Genomic DNA, 19323 nt, shown 5'->3' on the forward strand with positions numbered 1-19323 from the left:
TAAATGTCAGATAAAATTAAAATTTTAGATGAGGAAACTATTACTAAAATAGCTGCAGGAGAAATAATTGAAAGACCAGCTTCTGTTGTAAAAGAGCTAGTAGAAAATTCCATAGATGCAAGTTCTCAAAATATAATTGTAGAAATCAAAGGTGGAGGGAAAGATTATATTAGAGTGACAGATGATGGTACTGGCATAGATGAAAATCAAGTTGAATTAGCTTTTATTAGACATTCTACAAGTAAAATATCAAACATTGATGATCTAAATAATATATATTCTTTAGGCTTTAGAGGTGAAGCTCTGGCAAGTATTTCAATGGTAAGTAAGGTTGAAACTATTACAAGGACTAGAAATAGCACTAAGGGAATTAGAGTTTTTATTGATAATGGCAAAATAGTAGATAAACAAGTAATTGGTTGTCCAATAGGAACTTCAATGATTTTAAGAGAACTTTTTTACAATGTTCCTGTAAGAAGAAAGTTTTTGAAACAAGAAACAGCTGAAGCTAACTATGTTAGTGATATTTTATATAAATTAGCTCTAGGAAATCCTAATATTTCTTTTAAATATATAAAAGATGATAAATTAATTTTAAAAACTCCTGGGACCAATGATATAGTTTCAAATATTTATTCAATTTTAGGAAAAGAATTTATTGATAATTTACTTGAGTTAAACTATAAAGATAGCAATTTAAAAATCAAAGGATATATTTCGAAAAATAGTTTTTATAGAGGAAATAGAAGACATCAATATATATTTGTAAATAAGAGATGGGTAAAAAATTATGAAATAACAAAGACTATTGAAGATTGTTATAAATCAATGATACCAATCAACAAATTTCCTATATTTATATTGTTCATTGATATAGATCCCAGTAATATAGATGTAAACATTCATCCTACTAAAGAAGAAGTTAAATTTGTAGATCAATTTAGAATAAATGAATTAATCAATATTTTAGTTAGAGAAAATATCGATAAAGTAGTAACTATTCCTAAGGTTGAAATAATACCATTAAAGATGCCAAATGTTCAGCCAATAAATTTTTTGGATAAAAATTATTTAGAAGATGATACAGATAAATTTTCAAATGTAAATGATGAATTCAAAGAAATGAAAATTATGTCAAGGGAAGAAAGCAATCAGGAATATTTAGCAGTTCAAAATGATTTATGCAAAAACGATTTATATGAATGTGATTCTAATTTAAAACTGACTCAAATTTTAAATGATGTAAAAATTGTTGGAGTATTGTTTAATACTTATATAATTTTAGAAAATACTTCTAATGACAATTTTTATATATTAGATCAGCATGCTGCTCATGAAAGAATTATGTATGAACAATATAAAAAAGAATATGAAGATGAAAAAGTTGTAACACAAAAATTGATATTGCCAGAAGTCATTGATTTAACAAATGATGAAAGGGAGCTTGTAAAAGAAAATAAAGATTTGTTTTATCGATTAGGTTTTGAAATTGAAGAATTTGGGATTAATTCTTTAGCGATAAGAGGTGTTCCTTTGATATTTGGAGTACCTAAGCCAAAAGAACTTTTCTTTGATATATTAGACAATATAAAATCGAATATAAAAAGTAGTTATGATGTAAAACTTGAAAAGATAATGAAAATTGCTTGTACAAATGCTATAAAAGGTGGAGATAGAATAGCAAATATTGAAATAGAAGAATTGCTAGCTCAATTAGTGAAGACTGAAAACCCTTATACTTGTCCACATGGAAGGCCAACTATCATTGATATAAGTAGACAAGAATTAGAAAAAAGATTCAAAAGAATTATTTAAAGGATGATAAAATATGAATAAAAAAATACCTCTAATTGTTTTAGTGGGTCCAACAGCTGTTGGGAAAACGGATATTTCTATAAAATTAGCGAAAAAACTTAATGGAGAGATAATTTCAGCTGATTCAATGCAGATTTATAAATATATGGATATTGGAACTGCTAAAGTGAAAGAAGGTGAAAAGCAAGGCATTCCTCATTATTTAATTGATATAGTATATCCTGATGAAGATTTTACAGTTTCAAATTATAAAGATTTGGCAAATGAGCATATTAAGGATATAAATAGCAGGAGTAAATTGCCTATAGTTGTAGGTGGAACTGGCTTATATATAAACTCGTTAGTTTATAAATTAAGTTTCACTCAAGTAGCGCCAAATACTGAATTTAGGGAAGTGTATAATAAAATAGCAGATGAATACGGCAACGCTAAAATATATGAAGAATTAAAAAAAATAGACCCAATTTCTGCAAATAGAATAAATATAAATGATAGGAAAAGAATAATTAGAGCTTTAGAAATATACCATGAAACTGGAAAGCCAATGTCAGAATACAACAAAGACTTTAGAAAATATAATGATGATTATCATATTATCTTAATTGGATTGACTATGGAGAGGAATATGTTATATGAAAGAATAAATGTAAGAGTAGACAATATGATAGAAGAAGGATTAATAAATGAAGTAGAAGAATTAATGAAAATTGGGTACAATAGACAATTAAATTCTATGCAAGCACTTGGATATAAAGAAATTATCTCATATTTATATGGAGAGATATCATTGGATGAAGCTATAGAACTAATTAAAAGAAATTCTAGAAAATATGCAAAAAGGCAATTGACATGGTTTAGAAGAGATAATAGAATTAAATGGATTGATACAAATAGTTTTAGCAATAAAGATGAAGTGGTGGAATATATTTTAAAACATGTAAAAGAACAAATTATAAATAACTAAAGGAGGGAAAGCATTGAAGACAACATTAAACTTACAAGATGTTTTCTTAAACAGAGCAAGAAAGGATAATATAGTAATCACTGTGTATCTGATCAACGGATATCAATTAAAGGGAAATGTCAAGGGATTTGACAATTACACTTTAATTTTAGAAAGTGATGGAAAGCAGCAATTAATTTATAAGCATGCTATATCTACAATAGTTCCTACTAAGCCAATAAACTATGTAAATAAAAGCAATGAAGAAGAATAAGAGTTAAACATAAATGTCTCTGATTTATTCAGAGGCTTTTATGTTTAAATATAGTAGAAAAGGTGGATAGAATGATAGAGAATACAATAAATATATTATGTAAACAATATGGTATTGATGGAGAAGTCATTAAATATGTAAATAAAAAAGAAATGATAATTAAAAATAAATTTGAGTATATTGATGAAATAGCAGAATATAATCAATACAAGGTTATAAATGCAATGCAGAAAGCTAAATTAAGTTCTACAGATTTTTATTGGACTACAGGTTATGGATATGATGATATAGGAAGAAAAAAGGTAGAAGAGATATATTCTTATGTTTTCAATACAGAAGATGCTTTAGTTAGACCAACTATAGCCTCCGGAACTCATGCTATTACTTTGACATTGTCTGGATTATTGCGTCCGGGAGATGAGTTTCTATGTATTACTGGTAGTCCTTACGATACGCTTCAAAAGGTTATTGGAGTAAAAGGCAGTGAAAAAGGAACGTTTAAGGATTATGGAATATTATATGATGAAGTCCCCTTAGATTTAAATGGTCATATTAATGTGGAGCAAGTTTTAAACAGGGCAAACGATGGTACAAAGCTTTTATTGATACAAAGATCTACTGGATATAGTGATAGAAAAGCTCTTAGCATAGATGAAATAAAAAGAGCTATAGCTGAAATTAAAGATTTCAGGAAAGACATTGTTATAATGGTAGATAATTGTTATGGTGAGTTTTTAGAAGTAGAAGAGCCAACAGATGTAGGAGCTGACATTATGGCTGGTTCTTTAATTAAAAATCCTGGTGGTGGAATAGCATTATCTGGTGGATATATTGTAGGCAAAGAGGAATTAATTGAACTTATTGCTAATAGAAGTACAGCTCCAGGAATAGGCAAAGATTGTGGGTTGACTTTTGGAATGACAAGGAATATACTACAAGGCTTATTTTTAGCACCTCATGTTGTCTCTGAAGCAGTTAAGGGTGCACTACTTATGGCGATAGTTTATGGTGATTTAGGGTTTAGAATCATACCAAAAGTTGATGATAGAAGAAGTGATATAATTCAAGGAATACAATTTAATGAGCCTAAAAAATTGATTGAATTTTGTAAAGGAATTCAAGAGGCATCAGCAGTAGATTCATATTTTTCTCCAGAGCCTTCAGACATGCCAGGATATGAAGACGAAGTAATTATGGCTGCAGGAGGTTTTGTACAAGGGTCTTCTATTGAATTGAGTGCAGATGGACCATTAAGAGAACCTTATTTTGCCTATTATCAGGGAGGACTTACGTATGAGCATTGCAAATTGGGAGTTTTGATATCTTTAAATAATTTATACAAAAATAACTTAATCGATTATAAAAAGCTGACTATGTAGTCAGCTTTTTATAATTTCCTAAATAATCCTATTACTTTTCCTAGTATTTTTACATCTCTTGTCAAAATAGGAGACATAGTATTGTTTTCAGGTTGCAATCTTATATAATTATCTTCTTTGTAGAACCTTTTAACAGTAGCTTCATCTTCTAAAAGTGCTACAACAATATCCCCATTTTCAGCATCATTTTTTTGTCTGACTAGTACATAATCCCCGTTAAATATGCCAGCTTCAATCATACTTTCTCCTTGAACTTTTAGCATAAAAAGAGGTCCTCTTTCAGCAATATCTAATGGTATTGGGAAAGTATCTTCAATATTTTCTACAGCTAATATGGGTTGACCAGCAGTTACTTTGCCTATAATGGGTATATCAACAGTTTTTTTAGGAGCAAAAAGATAATCTTCGTCTCTATCTAGTACTTCAATAGCTCGAGGTTTAGTTGGATCTTTTCTTATATATCCTTTCTTTTCTAATTTTTCTAAATGGCTATGAACAGTAGAAGTTGATTTTAAGTTTACGCCACTGCATATTTCTCTTACAGCTGGGGGATATCCTTTCAATTGAATTTCTCTTTTGATAAATTCTAAAATTTCTATTTGTTTTTGAGATAAATCTTCATACATTTTAAACACCTCACATAGGAATAATTTAATAGCAATATTTTTTAAGATGGGTGTATTTAAATCAAAAATCTATTTAATCACACTAATTATAACATACAAGTTTAAGTATTGCAAACAATAGTTCGTTAAAAAAACTATTGACAAGGAACGAATGTTTGCTTATAATAAAGTTAATCGAACTTACGTTTTGAGAACTAATGTTTAAAGGGGTGTTTATATATGTTAAAAAATAAGACCAAGGTAGCAAATAAAAAAAGGTTTTTTACTTTTTTATTAACAGTAGCTTTGAGTGTATTTATATTTTTCTTTGTCTTTTCAGAAAAAAATAAGGCATATAGTTCTAAGTATAGCAATCAATTTAAAGAGATTACTATCAAAAAAGGTGATACAATTTGGAATATTGCACTAGAAAACAAGCCAAATCAATACGATACGAGAAAGATGGTGTACGAGATAATGGAAATAAACAACATGAAAAAATCAACAATATATCCCGGAGATATAATAAAAATACCTATTATATATGAAAGAGGTAGTGATGCTAAGTAGCAATCACTACCTCTTTTTTTTGTTTTTAGAGAGAGGGTTACTTTTCACAGCTTCTCTTAATCTATCATCATCAATATGAGTATATATTTGAGTTGTAGAAACATTTTCGTGCCCTAAAATCTCCTGAAGGGCTCTAATGTCTACATTGCCATACTTATACATTAAAGTAGCTGCAGTGTGTCTTAATTTGTGTGTAGAGTATATGGATGTGTCTAATCCAGACATCTGCAAATATTTATCTATCATATGTTGTACAGCTCTAGTACTAATTCTATTTTTTCTCTTACTTAAAAAAAGTGCTTTTTCATCAAGGGTATCTTTAGGGCGAACTTTTATGTAGTCAGTTAATGCTTCTAAACAAGCTTCATTTAGGTATATAGTTCTTTCTTTATTGCCTTTACCAACTACAGTTAATGTATCACCTTTTATTTTATCAATATCAATACTGACTAGCTCAGACAGTCTGAGTCCACAATTTAGGAATAAGGTCAGTATTGCATAATCTCTTTTTCGAAAGAAATCATTTTTATTTTCATTAACTATTTCTAATAAACTTTGAGCTTCGTCTAAAGTTAAGTATACTGGTTGTCTATTATCGGTTTTAGGAAACTCTAAATTGTTTGCCGGATTGTTGTCTATTATATTTACTTTTGTATTTAGATAATCAAAAAAAGATCTTATGCTAGCTACTTTTCTAGCTTTTGCATAGTTCCCATTGTTTCTACTTTTGTCTACAAAAGAAATAAAAGCATGAAGATCTTGTATATTGACTTTTTTGATTAAATCTATATCTACATCGTCAATATTGATTTCTTCGAAAAGGGTAGTATTATCGACTAATTTATATCTGACTTTTAAAAATCTAAAAAAAGTTCTTAAATCAAAATAATACTCTTTAACTGTGTTTTGAGATTTTCCTCTGATGGTTTCCATATAGTTTAAATAATCTTCTAGTAACAAAGGCATATTTTCCATTTTATCACCGCTTTCTATATAATCAACATAACATTAGTCACAAAATGTGTATTTTGTGACTAATGTTATGTTCGACAAATATATAAAAAATCCTTCTTTTTCTTATTTATTTTTTCGCTCTTGCTTACTTACTTAAATTATACGAGTGTCATTTATTTTTAGCAAATTCCCTCTAAAACAGCTTCTTATTTTGCCCTACAAGGGCCTTTCATTGCAACATTAATAGAATTAATACGCTAAAGAAAAAACTGGCTAAAATGACCTATATTACGTTTTAAAATAGTTGTTTCGTATTTTAGCTTATTTTGTTCTTAAAATACCATTTTAAATTCCTCGCTTTCTAAATAATTAAAGAAAAAAATCTATTTAGTTTACATAAATTAATTATGTAAACTAAATAGATACTTATAAAATAAACATTTAAATTATTTATCTTCTATTATTGTCTTGATTCTACTTAATCCTTTTTCTATGTTTTCCATGGATGTTGCATAAGACAATCTTATATAGTCATCATCGCCAAAGCCAATACCTGGTATTACAGCAACTTTTCCTTCATCTAGTAAAAGTTTTGCAAAATCAAGGGAATCTTCAATTTTCATTCCTCTTATTGTTTTACCTTTGATTTTTGTAATATTCACCATTACATAAAATGCGCCTTTTGGTTTTCTACAACTTAAACCTTCAATCGAGTTTACTGTATCCACCATGAAATTTCTTCTTTCTTCGAAATGTTTTTTCATTTTTTCAACACTACTTTGGTCTCCTGAGAGTCCTTCAACACTTGCATATTGAGATATTGAACATGGATTTGATGTGGTATGACTTTGAATATTGCTCATAACTTTAGTTATTTCTTCATTAGCTGCTGCATATCCAATTCTCCATCCTGTCATAGCATAAGCTTTAGACATACCATTTATAAGAATGGTCAAATCTTTAATCTTATCGTCTAAAGATGCTATACTTACATGATTTTCTCCATCATATACTAATTTTTCATATATTTCATCTGAAATAACAAATATGTTATTTTTTACTGCCCAGTCTGCTATTTTTTCTAATTCATTCTTGTTGTAAAAAGTACCAGTAGGATTGTTTGGACTATTGAGTATGATTGCTTTTGTTTTATCGCTTAGTGCATTATTTAAATCTTCTAATGTATATTTAAAATCGTTTTCTTCTTTTGTCTTTATAAATATGGGCTTTCCTCCAGCCAATTTTATCAATTCTGGATAACTAACCCAATATGGTACAGAAATTATAATTTCATCTCCAGGATTTGTAATGGCCATTAAGGCATTATAAATTGAATGTTTAGCACCACTAGATATAATTATATTTTTAGGTGAATAGGTGAGATTATTGTCTCTTTTCAATTTTTCACAAACAGCTTCTTTTAATTCCAATATACCTGATGCAGGAGTATATCTTGTTTTTCCTTCTTTTATAGCTTTTATTCCTTCTTCAACAATATTTTCAGGTGTATTAAAATCAGGTTCTCCTGCTCCAAAACTTACAACATCTATACCTTGATCTTTCATTGATTTAGCTTTGGCTGTGATTTCTAAGGTTACAGATGGGGATATTTTGAGTCCTTTTTCTGATAATTTTGTATTCATTATTTTTCCTCCAATCGTAATTGTATTGTATATCTATCTTCTACAAAAAAAATGTTTTTCCTTCTTTTAAATGTTAAATATTTGTCAACTATTTACTCCATATATTTCTTTTAAAACGGTTTGCACTATAAATAGTGAATCTTCAAATACTGGTTTATACATACGGGAAATTACTTTATAGTGTTCATATCCTTTATCTGTAAGTTTATATCTTCTTATAGAGCGTTTATCAGGTTCTTCCCACCAACCCACTATATAACCTTCTTTTTCCAATTCTCTCAAAAGGGGATAGACCATACCGGGACTGGGTTCCCATTTGTTCTCAAGTTTATATTTAATTTCATCTATTATTTCATTTCCATAATAACTTTTTTCTCTAAGAAGATGTAATATATATAATTTGACAAAAGAAGTTGTACTAATTTTAGATGGAAATTGCCTATTTCTTTCACCTTTATAATTTGCCATTTTGATTCAATCCTTTCATTTGATTAAAATCATCTAAATAAATATAGTATTTACCTAACATGTAATCTCCATCAATAAGTTCTCCATGACAGTCTGAACCTCCAGTATTTATTAAATTGTGCTCATTAGCTAACTTTGTATAAAATTCAATTTCTTTTTTAGAATGCTTTGAATGTACAGTTTCTATTCCGTCTATTCCTATTTTTATACAATGATAAATAATGTCTTTATTTTTTATTAGTCCAGGATGAGCTATTACAGCAATTCCTTTAGATTTATGTATGATATCTATTGAGTCTTCTATAGAAAGCTTATACCTCTCTATATATGCAGCTTTTCCCATTTCTAAATACTTATTAAAAGCTTCATCTATATTATGGACCCATCCTTTTTCAATTAATGCTCTAGCTATATGAGGTCTTCCAATATTATTTTCACCAGAAAATTTTTTTACATCATCAATAGTTATATTTATTCCTAATGTATTTAACCTATCTATTATTTTATATCCTCTGTTTCTTCTTTCTAATATTAAATTATCTGTCAATTGAACTAAATCAGGAGATTTATAATCGATGAAGTATCCTAGTATATGTATTTCTTCGGTATTATATATGCAACTGAATTCTATGCCTGGAATTACTTGAATATCTTTATATATTTTACTTCTTTCTATAGCTCTGTCTATCCCTAATGTGGTGTCATGATCAGTGATGGCTATTCCATCAAGCTCTTTTTTTACTGCTAAGTCTACAACTTCTTCAGGTGTGAGTAATCCATCTGAAAAAGTTGTGTGAATGTGTAAATCAGCTATCATGAAATCACTCCTTTTGAAGAAATAAAAAACCTGCTTTGTTTTAAGCAGGTTTTTTATAATCCATTTTATTTCTATCTAGGTTCTACAATTAGCTTAATCGCTGTTCTTTCTTCTCCATCAATCTCGATGTCAGTAAATGCAGGTATACAAATAAGATCAATTCCACTTGGAGCAACAAATCCTCTAGCGATAGCAACTGCTTTAACAGCTTGATTTAGAGCACCGGCTCCAATAGCTTGAATTTCAGCAGCACCTTTTTCTCTTAGAACCCCAGCAAGTGCTCCTGCAACAGAATTTGGACTTGATTTTGCTGATACTTTTAATACATCCATTAAAATAGCCCCCTCTACCTATATTATTTTTTTATATTATATTATATATATTCTTAATTCTACAAATAATAAAAAAATCCTCTTTTATTTTCAAAAAAATATTATTATTTGAAATTTATAAAAATCACATTTTGCTATTTTTAAGTTATGGCTATTCTGGCTATTTTGCATATTCTATTGCTCTAGTTTCTCTTATTACATTTACTTTTATTTGTCCAGGATAATCAAGTTCAGTTTCAATTTGTTTAACAATTTCTCTTGCTGTATGAACAATTTCATCGTCATTAATCAATTCAGGTTTCACCATGATTCTAATTTCACGACCTGCCTGTATTGCATAAGACTTTTCTATCCCATCAAAAGAGTTAGCAATCTCTTCTAATTTCTCTAGCCTTTTAATATACGCTTCTAAGGTTTCTCTTCTAGCTCCAGGCCTAGCAGCAGAAATGGCATCAGCAGCTTGAACTAATACTGCTTCAACGGTTTCTGGTTCTATATCTCCATGATGAGCAGCTATAGCATGTAATACTTCTTTTGATTCTTTATATTTTTTAGCTAAATCGACACCTATTGTTACGTGAGGTCCTTCTATTTCATGATCTACAGCCTTACCAATATCATGTAATAAACCTGCTCTTTTTGCAACTTTTATGTCTGCTCCAAGTTCTGCAGCCATTACACCTGCTAAATGAGCAACTTCAATTGAATGTTTTAGAACATTTTGTCCATAACTAGTTCTATATTTAAGCCTACCTAATAGCTTTATTATTTCAGGGTGAAGCCCATGAACGCCTGTTTCGAAAGCAGCCTGTTCCCCTTCTTCTCTTATTATATTTTCTACTTCTTTTTCGGCTTTTTCGACCATTTCTTCAATTCTTGCTGGATGAATTCTGCCATCTACAATTAGCTTTTCTAATGCTATTCTGGCTACTTCTCTTCTTATAGGATCGAATCCAGATAGAACTACTGCTTCTGGAGTATCATCAATGATTAAATCAATACCAGTTAAGGTTTCTAAAGTTCTAATATTTCTTCCTTCTCTTCCTATAATTCTACCTTTCATTTCATCATTTGGAAGAGGAACAACTGTAACAGTAGTTTCAGCCACAAGATCTGCTGCACATTTTTGTATTGAACAAGCAACAATTTCCCTAGCTTTTTTTTCAGCCTCTTCTTTTGCCTTGTTTTCCATTTCTTTAATCATTATAGCTGATTCATGAACTATTTCTTTTCTTATATCATTTAGTAATAGTTCTTTTGCTTCTTCTGTTGTTAAGCCAGAAAGTCTTTCAAGTTCTTGAACTTGTTTTTCATAAAGTTCATTAATCAATTCTTCTCTTTCATCAAGTTCTTTCGATTTTTTGATTAATAACTCATCTTTTTTCTCTATAGATTCACTTTTTCTATCTATAGTTTCTTCTTTATGAACTAATCTTCTTTCTAATTTTTGTAGTTCATTTCTTCTTTCTCTACTTTCCCTTTCAAGATCACTTCTCAACTTATGAACTTCTTCTTTTGCCTCAAGAATAACTTCTTTTTTTTCTGTTTCAGCATCTCTTTTTGCATCTTCTATTATTCTTGCAGCCACTTCCTCAGCATTGTTAATCTTTCCTTCACCAATAGTTTTTCTTATATAATATCCTATGATGATTCCTACTATAGCACTTAGAATTAATTTTATAATGTCAATAATAAAGCACCTCCCTTTCTATTTACTTTTCAAGTTCCATGTTACATTTTCTGGATAATAGTAAAAATATAAACCGAGTAGTCTCGGCTTATAGAGTCTACACTATTATTTTATATGGATTGCACACGCTTTAATTTTATTACTTTTAGATAAATCTGTCAAGTGCCTAATTGGGTGTTACCTTTTCTATTATACTCTCTGAGCCACTTAAATGAATTCTATAGGCATTTGTGCTTATAGATGAAAGATGATTGTTGTGAGTGACCATTATTATTTGTCTATTGAACATGTCTGAAGTTCTTTTTAAGAAATCTGCAACATTAAAAATATATTCTTCACTTACGTGTTTTGCAGGCTCATCCAATATCAATGGCCCTTCAATAAGGGGTTTATGAATTTGAAGAAAAGACATTCTTAGTGCCAAAGAAATAATATCCACAATTCCACCACCCCTTGACAATTCCGGTTTGGTTTTTATCAGTTCTTCATTGATTTTTGAAACAACATAAAATTCTGCATTTGGTTTTCCATAGAGTTCTTCTATCTCTACTTTGAATTCCATATCAGCATCAAACACATATTGAAGACAGTTTGTAACGATTATTTCTATTTGTTTTTTTGCCTGTTCTCTAGCGTATTCAGAAGTTTTTTGTAATAGTATATTTACTTTTTCTAAAAGTTCAATATTTTTATCAATTTCAGAAATTGTCTCTATATTATCCTCAATTTGTTCTAATATTTTATCTTTTTTCCCAGATTCTCTAGCCAAATAATTTTTTAAATCAGATATTTTATTTTCTAATTCAATGAAATTATCTATCATTATTGATCACTTCTTTTCTAATATATCTTTTGGCAATAATTCATTTGCTTCTTTAAATAAATTATTGATTTCATTGGTCAATTTTTCTATTTCACTATCTAATTCATCAGGAGACACTCCTAATTCTTCTAGTTCCTTAATAATTTCTTCTTGCTGTTTATTTAATTGTTCTAATCTTGCCTCTGCTTTATATTTTAATGATTTTGCTTTTTCAAGATTATCTTTTAAAAGATTTAATTCTTTTTCATAATCAGTCAATTTGAAACCTCCTTACTTGTAATTATTTACTATTTTATCTATGGTAACTTCGTCTATTTTATTGAAGCATAGCGGACATACTTCAAACTTTGACAAAAGATTTTTATATTCGTCTAGAAATATTTTAATTTCTTCATCCTCATTTTTTATAGTTTTAATGATTTTATTTAGTTCTGTTTCGAGTTGATGATGTTGTTTTTTTAAATCTTTTAGTTTTGACAGTCTTTTGGTTTTATATTCGATATCTGATAAATTGCTTTCTATTACATTTATTTTTTCAAATTTAGAAAAATAAATATTTCCATATGCAATTCTCTTATTTATTTCGGCTACCTTTAATTGAAAAAACTTCAGATTTAGTACTTTTTTTATATATTCATTAATTAAATAAATTTTTGCTTCTACATCATCTATGTCTTTTAATCGTATCAATATATTTTTATTATAATTTAAATTTTCAGATGTTACCATGTATTTAATTTTTATATTTTCCAATTCACCTATTTTCTTAACTTTTAATTCTGAATTTTTAATGCAATTATTAACTGTATCTAAATTTTTCAACTTTGCTATTATATTTTTATTATAGCAAATATTTTTATTAACATCTAACAATGTATCTTGTTTACCTTTAATAAGAATATATGCTTTTATTTCACGTTCTAGTTTACCAATTAAACTTTCAAAGCAATTCAAGTTTTCCAATTTAGTAATCATAAAGTTTGAATAAGCAATATTTTTATTTAGTTCCTTTAGCTTAATAGAAATGGATTTTAACTTTTCAACCTTTGCTTCCAATTTTTTTATTTTATTTTTTTTGTTTTCTAATTTTTCTATATTTATTCTCAAGTCTTCTAAATAGTCATATTTTTTTAAACTTTCATTAAGAGTATTTAATTGTTCTTCTAAATTTTTTTTTGATAAACTTAAATTTCTAATATCCTTTAAAGTTCCTCCAACAGCATCATCTACAATATGAACCCCTACTAGTCTTCCAATAGCATTAGCTCTAGTGACCGTTTTTTCTGATAGCAAAAAAGGACCCTCTAATTGATCACTTATATTAATAGAATTAGTCTGTTTTCCATCTAGATATATTTTTCTAATATTAATTTTTTCTGTAATCTCCTGTGGTACGCTAGTGCCAAAGCCTTCAAAAATAGTTTCATTTCCATTTTCATCATAGAGATAATATAAATTCTTACTTTTACTTCTATATCTTTTGATTTTTGTATTATCGCTAAAAATAATAGTGACGCTACATTCGTTTTCACCTTCTCTTATAAAAAAATCACCTGAGGGTTCATTAAATAATGCCCACTTAATGCCGCGAATGATTGCACTTTTACCTTGATCAGAAGGTCCAACTATAACATTTAAATTATTGTTAAACTCTATTTCCGAATATTTATGGGACTGAAAATTTTCTAATATGACTTTTTTTATATATTTCATACTAGCTATTCATCTCCTATATTTTTCATTTGAGACAAGGATATTCTTCTTAAAGCTTCTTGTTTTACTTTATCAGACACTTCTTCAGCCAATGAAATATTTAAAAGTATTTCATTAATATCTAATTTTTCAAAATTTGCAGTGGAATCTACTGATTGTTTAAACTGGGTTAATCTTTCATTTTTAAATATAAAATTTTCAATTTCTTGTCTATTCAATACTTCTTCACCAGGTAGAGCAGATTTTAAAGGAATTAATTCAATTTTTATATTGTCTTCTAATGTAATCATTACTACTTGAGGTATTCGTTCTATTTCTCTAAGGCTATTAGTTATTCTGATTATGCTTCCAGGATTGACAAAGTATTTATCATCACTTTTGATTATACCAAAGCCAGAGTGATAATGCCCTGCCAATGTTATATCAGCTTTAGTATCTTTAATGTCGTCAATAAGAGTATAGGGTATACCTTTTATGAAGGGTCTGTCTAATAGCATGCCATGGACCATATGTATGGAAAAGTCAACTCTTTTGTCAATTTTTTCTACTTTGTATTTATTTATATTTATTTTTTCATCTATGCTATAAGTATAAGGTTGACCAGTTAATTGAACAGTTATATTATCTTTTTTAAGAAATATAACTTCTCCTTCATCTATTAAGTGAATAATTCCCATAGCATTAAATAAGCCTAACATAGTCCTATAAATAGTCTGAGGATTATGACCGTATACATCATGATTTCCAGATATAATGTAAATAGGAGCTTTGAATTTATTTAATATGGTGACAAATCTGCTCACAATAGATACTGAGACATCAGGCCTATCAAATAAATCTCCTCCATGTAAAACAAAATCAACATTATTTGAATTTGATATTTGAACAATTTCATTAATCTTTTTTTCTAATGTGTCAAACAAATCATCTTTTCTATTTTTAGGAGTAGTTCCTCTTATATGAGTATCAGTAAAGAATAATATTTTCAATTTTTAACACTTCCCTTTGATTTTAAAACCTCCTTATATAAGTAAGGAGGTTTTAAATTTTACTCTTTTTTTTCGTTTTCACTATTATTTTCTATTTGTTCATCATTTAATCCATATTTTTCTCTAATTTTAGTTTCAATTTCTAAAGCTATTTCTGGATTTTCTTTTAAAAAGTCTTTAGCATTTTCTCTTCCTTGACCTAATTTATATTCTCCATAGCTATACCATGCACCTGATTTATTTATAATTTCAGCTGTCACACCTACATCTATTATATTTCCTTCATTAGAAATGCCTAATCCATACATGATATCAAATTCTGCCTGTTTGAAAGGAGGTGCAACTTTGTTTTTTACCACCTTAACCCTTGTACGATTTCCTATAACATCATCACCTTGTTTTATAGAATCAACTCGTCTTACATCCAATCGTACTGAAGAATAAAATTTCAAAGCTCTTCCTCCAGTAGTTGTTTCAGGATTACCAAACATGACTCCAACTTTTTCTCTTAATTGATTTATAAATATGACTATTGCTTGAGATTTGTTTATGGAACCAGCTAATTTTCTTAAAGCTTGAGACATGAGTCTAGCTTGTAAGCCTACATGACTTTCTCCCATTTCGCCTTCAATTTCAGCCTTTGGTACTAATGCAGCAACGGAGTCAATAACAATTACATCTATTGCACCACTTCTAACTAAAGCTTCAGCAATTTCTAAAGCCTGCTCTCCTGTATCTGGTTGAGAAACAATTAGATTATCAATATCTACTCCTAATCTCTTAGCATAAGATGGATCTAATGCATGTTCAGCATCAATAAAAGCAGCAATTCCATTTCTTTTTTGTGCTTCTGCAATTACATGAAGAGCTACAGTAGTTTTCCCTGATGATTCAGGCCCAAAAATTTCTATTATTCTTCCTCTAGGTAGGCCACCAATCCCTAAAGCAATATCTAAGTCTAAAGAACCAGTAGGTATTACTTCGATATTCATTTTGGAATTTTCCCCTAATTTCATTATTGAGCCCTTGCCAAATTGCTTTTCAATTTGACTTATGGCAGCATCTAAAGCCTTATTTTTATCAGTCATATCAACCATATTATTCCAGTAAAAACTGGATTCACCACCTTTCATTTCGAACGTAAGTTCCTTATATACATAATATAATATTTTGTTTATATAGTCAATGATTTATTTTTAGTAAATATTTTCTACCCTCATTAAAAACTTTGCTTGCAGCTTTATATTGAATAGATTCTCGATCTCCATCGAAATGACATTCAATTGAAAAAGATTCATGTTTTGTTGCTATTCCAATGAAAACTGTACCTATTGGAGTATTTTTAGTTCCTCCACTAGGCCCGGCTATACCAGTAGTTGAGAATGCTATATCTACACCACTTTTTGAAAGCAACCCATTAGCCATCTCTATAGCTGTTTCACTACTTACTGCACTATATAGATTTAATGTCTCTTTCTTTACATAAAGTTCATTTATTTTTGCATTATTACTATATGTAACAATGCCGCGGTCAAACACTAAAGATGTACCTGGTATTTTTGTAAACCTACTTGAAACAAGTCCTCCAGTACAAGATTCACAAAAAGCTACTTTCATGTTTTTTTCTTTAAGAAGATTATAAAAAACTTCTTCAATAGTTTCATTGTCATAACTATAAATATAATCTTTTAAAACCTTATCAATTTTTTCGACTATTTTATTTATTGATTTATCAATTTCTTCTTCATATTGACCTTTTCCTGTTATTCTAATATCTACTTGACCTTCTTTTGCATAAGTAGCAATTGTAGGATTTGTTTGATTTTCTATTAAATCTTTAATTAAATCTTCTAATTGAGATTCTCCTATATCTATAGTTTTTATTGTTTTGGATTTTATAATGTATTTTTGTTTTATTAATGGAACAACATAGTTATTAAACATTGCATGCATTTCTTTAGGAGGTCCTGGCAATAAAACTATTTTCTTTTCATTGTAAGTCAAAAAAACACCTGGAGCAGTTCCTATATCATTTTTTAAAACAATACAATCTTTAGGTAGAATAGCTTGTTTTATATTATTTTCTGTCATAATTTTATCATATTTTTTGAAACATTTTTTTATTCTTTCTAAACTTATATTGTCTAATTTCATTTCTAAACCCAATATATTTGAAATGACTTCTTTAGTTAAATCATCATTTGTAGGACCTAGTCCACCTGTATAAATTATCAATTCAGATCTATCTAGGGCTATTTTTGTAACTTCTTTTAACCTTTCTGCATTGTCTCCTACTACCGAATGGTAATAAACATCTATACCCAAATCAGCTAATCTTTGTGATAAAAACTGTGCGTTTGCATTAACAATATTTCCCAAAAGTAATTCCGTGCCAACACATATAATTTCTGCTTTCATCAAATCATCTCCTGATTATCTGTCTCCACTGTGCAATACTTTCCTATTTTTATAGATATAATCAATTCCAGATAGTATTGTAAAAAATACAGCAACATATATCATGATTTGATCAAAAGGAAAGTTTATTAGTCTAAAGGGATAGTTGTTAAATAGCAAAGTAATTATTGCAATTAATTGTGTTACGGTTTTTATTTTACCTAATTTATTTGCAGCGATAGTAATACCTTCACTAGCTGCAATGACTCTAAGACCAGTTATTGCAAATTCTCTAGCTATAATAACTACCACTACCCATGCTTGGATTTTACCTAATTCTATCATAGAAATCAAAGCGGATGATACTAGTATTTTATCTGCAAGTGGATCCATAAATTTTCCAAAGTTAGTTATCTGATTTCTACTTCTTGCAATATGCCCATCTAATGCATCTGTTATAGAGGCCAATATAAAAATCGCTGCAGCAATATATTGTGCATTATTTATGTCAGAGAATAAAAAAATCATAAAAACAGGAACTAAAATCATTCTGAAAATTGTCAATTTATTCGCTGTATTCACTCAAAATCTCCCCCATTAAATCATATTCTAAACAATCGACTATTTTAGCATTAACAAAACTACCAATATTTATTGCTTTTGTACTCTTTAAATATACTATTCCATCAATTTCAGGACTATCCATATAGGTTCTGCCCATATAGGTATTATTATCATCATATTTTTCTTCTATCAATACCTTATAAATTTTGCCTATTTTATCTTTGTTCTTCATCAAAGATATCTTTTGTTGCAATTCCATTATTCTGTTTTTTCTATATATTTTAGTTTCTTCATCTACTTGTTCATCGTATTCATAGGCTTTAGTACCTTCTTCTCTTGAATAAATAAAAGCTCCTAGTCTATCAAATTTAATTTTTTTTATATATTCATATAATTCATCAAATTCTTCATTTTTTTCTCCAGGAAATCCTACAATTACTGTTGTCCTAATAATAATTTCTGGTATTTCATTTCTCAATTTTTCAATTAGTTTAGTTATATCTTTTTTGCTTGTTTTTCTGTTCATTTTTCCTAGTATTTTATCATTTATATGCTGAATAGGTATGTCTACATATTTTACAACTTTTTCATTTTCTTTTATTGCTTTAATCAGTTCATCTGTGAAATTATCTGGGTACATATATAATATTCTAATCCATTCTAAGCCTTCTATTTTGTTTAATTCATATAGTAAATAGGGCAATTTGTATTCTCTGTATAAATCTATTCCATAATCTGTTGTGTTTTGTGCTATAAGTATTATTTCTTTTACACCTTTATCTACTAAATACTTTGCTTCAGATATAATATTCTCTATTTTTCTACTTCTGTAATGTCCTCGAAGCTTAGGAATTATACAATAAGTACAATAATTATTGCAACCTTCAGAAATTTTTATATAGGCAGTATGAGTAAACTCTGTTCTTTTAATTTCTTCAGTATATTCTTCGTTTATATTTCCAATATTAATTATTTTATTTTTTTGTTCTAATTCCTTAATTAATTTGGCTATATTTTTGATATTTCCCGTGCCTAAAATTCCATCTACTTCATCTATTTCTTCAACCAATTCTTTTGGATACCTTTCAGCTAAACAGCCTGAAAGTATTAGATATTTGCATTTCCCATATTTTTTATATTTTGTCATTTCCCATATAACTTTTATAGACTCTTCTTTTGCAGTGTCAATGAATCCACATGTATTTACAATGATTATATCTGCTTCATCTAAATTTATTGTAATATTAAAATTATAATTTTTTAATATACCAGACATTATTTCAGAATCTATTTCATTTTTAGAGCATCCTAATGTTACTATGGCTACACTTAATTCATTCAACTGTA

Annotated in this window: 20 protein-coding genes; 5 read left to right on the forward strand and 15 right to left on the reverse strand. The window is 28.5% G+C overall.

Going from position 1 to position 19323, the window contains the following annotated elements; genetic code table 11:
- The first annotated feature begins 3 nt into the window (after positions 1–3).
- The 4 genes from mutL to ACFWUA_RS10500 all read left to right on the forward strand — a co-directional run bounded on the left by mutL (position 4) and on the right by ACFWUA_RS10500 (position 4411).
- Positions 4–1815, forward strand: coding sequence for a DNA mismatch repair endonuclease MutL (mutL, locus tag ACFWUA_RS10485; RefSeq protein WP_416197968.1), 1812 nt, complete (start codon positions 4–6; stop codon positions 1813–1815).
- A gap of 13 nt (positions 1816–1828) precedes the next feature.
- On the forward strand, positions 1829–2779 hold the full coding sequence (miaA, locus tag ACFWUA_RS10490) for a tRNA (adenosine(37)-N6)-dimethylallyltransferase MiaA (protein WP_416197969.1): 951 nt from the start codon (positions 1829–1831) through the stop codon (positions 2777–2779).
- Between the two features lie 13 nt (positions 2780–2792).
- Positions 2793–3032: an RNA chaperone Hfq gene (gene hfq, locus ACFWUA_RS10495; protein WP_416197970.1), complete on the forward strand. Its 240-nt coding sequence runs from the start codon at positions 2793–2795 to the stop codon at positions 3030–3032.
- Between the two features lie 71 nt (positions 3033–3103).
- Positions 3104–4411 (forward strand): aminotransferase class I/II-fold pyridoxal phosphate-dependent enzyme, encoded by a 1308-nt coding sequence (locus ACFWUA_RS10500; protein WP_416197971.1) that lies wholly within the window; start codon positions 3104–3106, stop codon positions 4409–4411.
- Between the two features lie 8 nt (positions 4412–4419).
- Here the strand turns inward: ACFWUA_RS10500 and lexA are convergent, their stop codons facing one another.
- A complete protein-coding gene (lexA, locus tag ACFWUA_RS10505; protein ID WP_416197972.1) occupies positions 4420–5037 on the reverse strand; it encodes a transcriptional repressor LexA in 618 nt (205 codons plus the stop codon).
- A 219-nt stretch (positions 5038–5256) separates the two neighbouring features.
- Here lexA and ACFWUA_RS10510 point away from each other — a divergent pair, with 219 nt between their 5' ends.
- Positions 5257–5586 carry a LysM peptidoglycan-binding domain-containing protein gene (locus tag ACFWUA_RS10510; RefSeq protein WP_416197973.1) on the forward strand — a complete coding sequence of 110 codons (330 nt, stop codon included), beginning with the start codon at positions 5257–5259 and terminating at the stop codon, positions 5584–5586.
- A gap of 6 nt (positions 5587–5592) precedes the next feature.
- Here the strand turns inward: ACFWUA_RS10510 and ACFWUA_RS10515 are convergent, their stop codons facing one another.
- The 14 genes from ACFWUA_RS10515 to rimO form a co-directional block, all read right to left on the reverse strand.
- Positions 5593–6561: a tyrosine recombinase XerC gene (locus ACFWUA_RS10515; protein ID WP_416197974.1), complete on the reverse strand. Its 969-nt coding sequence runs from the start codon at positions 6559–6561 to the stop codon at positions 5593–5595.
- A 425-nt stretch (positions 6562–6986) separates the two neighbouring features.
- Positions 6987–8183 (reverse strand): pyridoxal phosphate-dependent aminotransferase, encoded by a 1197-nt coding sequence (locus ACFWUA_RS10520; protein WP_416197975.1) that lies wholly within the window; start codon positions 8181–8183, stop codon positions 6987–6989.
- Between the two features lie 84 nt (positions 8184–8267).
- Entirely contained in the window at positions 8268–8651 is a 384-nt protein-coding gene (locus tag ACFWUA_RS10525) for a PadR family transcriptional regulator (protein ID WP_416197976.1), read from the reverse strand.
- Positions 8638–9468 carry a PHP domain-containing protein gene (locus ACFWUA_RS10530; RefSeq protein WP_416197977.1) on the reverse strand — a complete coding sequence of 277 codons (831 nt, stop codon included), beginning with the start codon at positions 9466–9468 and terminating at the stop codon, positions 8638–8640. Before ACFWUA_RS10530 ends, ACFWUA_RS10525 begins: the two co-directional genes overlap by 14 nt.
- 71 nt (positions 9469–9539) lie before the next feature.
- Entirely contained in the window at positions 9540–9800 is a 261-nt protein-coding gene (gene spoVS, locus ACFWUA_RS10535) for a stage V sporulation protein SpoVS (protein WP_072744385.1), read from the reverse strand.
- Between the two features lie 160 nt (positions 9801–9960).
- Complete coding sequence (rny, locus tag ACFWUA_RS10540; RefSeq protein WP_416199202.1) at positions 9961–11493, reverse strand: ribonuclease Y; 1533 nt, start codon at positions 11491–11493, stop codon at positions 9961–9963.
- A 163-nt stretch (positions 11494–11656) separates the two neighbouring features.
- Positions 11657–12313, reverse strand: a complete 657-nt coding sequence (locus tag ACFWUA_RS10545) for an ATPase (RefSeq protein WP_416197978.1) — start codon at positions 12311–12313, stop codon at positions 11657–11659.
- A 6-nt stretch (positions 12314–12319) separates the two neighbouring features.
- On the reverse strand, positions 12320–12571 hold the full coding sequence (locus ACFWUA_RS10550; protein ID WP_416197979.1) for a hypothetical protein: 252 nt from the start codon (positions 12569–12571) through the stop codon (positions 12320–12322).
- Between the two features lie 12 nt (positions 12572–12583).
- Positions 12584–14026 (reverse strand): AAA family ATPase, encoded by a 1443-nt coding sequence (locus ACFWUA_RS10555; RefSeq protein ID WP_416197980.1) that lies wholly within the window; start codon positions 14024–14026, stop codon positions 12584–12586.
- Positions 14027–14031: 5 nt separating this feature from the next.
- Positions 14032–15015 carry a metallophosphoesterase family protein gene (locus ACFWUA_RS10560; protein WP_416197981.1) on the reverse strand — a complete coding sequence of 328 codons (984 nt, stop codon included), beginning with the start codon at positions 15013–15015 and terminating at the stop codon, positions 14032–14034.
- 59 nt (positions 15016–15074) lie between these two features.
- Positions 15075–16103 (reverse strand): recombinase RecA, encoded by a 1029-nt coding sequence (gene recA / locus ACFWUA_RS10565; RefSeq protein WP_416197982.1) that lies wholly within the window; start codon positions 16101–16103, stop codon positions 15075–15077.
- 94 nt (positions 16104–16197) lie between these two features.
- A complete protein-coding gene (locus tag ACFWUA_RS10570; RefSeq protein WP_416197983.1) occupies positions 16198–17433 on the reverse strand; it encodes a competence/damage-inducible protein A in 1236 nt (411 codons plus the stop codon).
- Positions 17434–17448: 15 nt separating this feature from the next.
- Complete coding sequence (gene pgsA / locus ACFWUA_RS10575) at positions 17449–17994, reverse strand: CDP-diacylglycerol--glycerol-3-phosphate 3-phosphatidyltransferase (RefSeq protein ID WP_416197984.1); 546 nt, start codon at positions 17992–17994, stop codon at positions 17449–17451.
- A complete protein-coding gene (rimO, locus tag ACFWUA_RS10580; protein WP_416197985.1) occupies positions 17978–19318 on the reverse strand; it encodes a 30S ribosomal protein S12 methylthiotransferase RimO in 1341 nt (446 codons plus the stop codon). Before rimO ends, pgsA begins: the two co-directional genes overlap by 17 nt.
- Between the last annotated feature and the right edge of the window lie 5 nt (positions 19319–19323).

The sequence above is a fragment of the Sporanaerobacter sp. genome, from assembly GCF_047830725.1.
In the GTDB taxonomy this organism is placed as follows: domain Bacteria; phylum Bacillota; class Clostridia; order Tissierellales; family Sporanaerobacteraceae; genus Sporanaerobacter.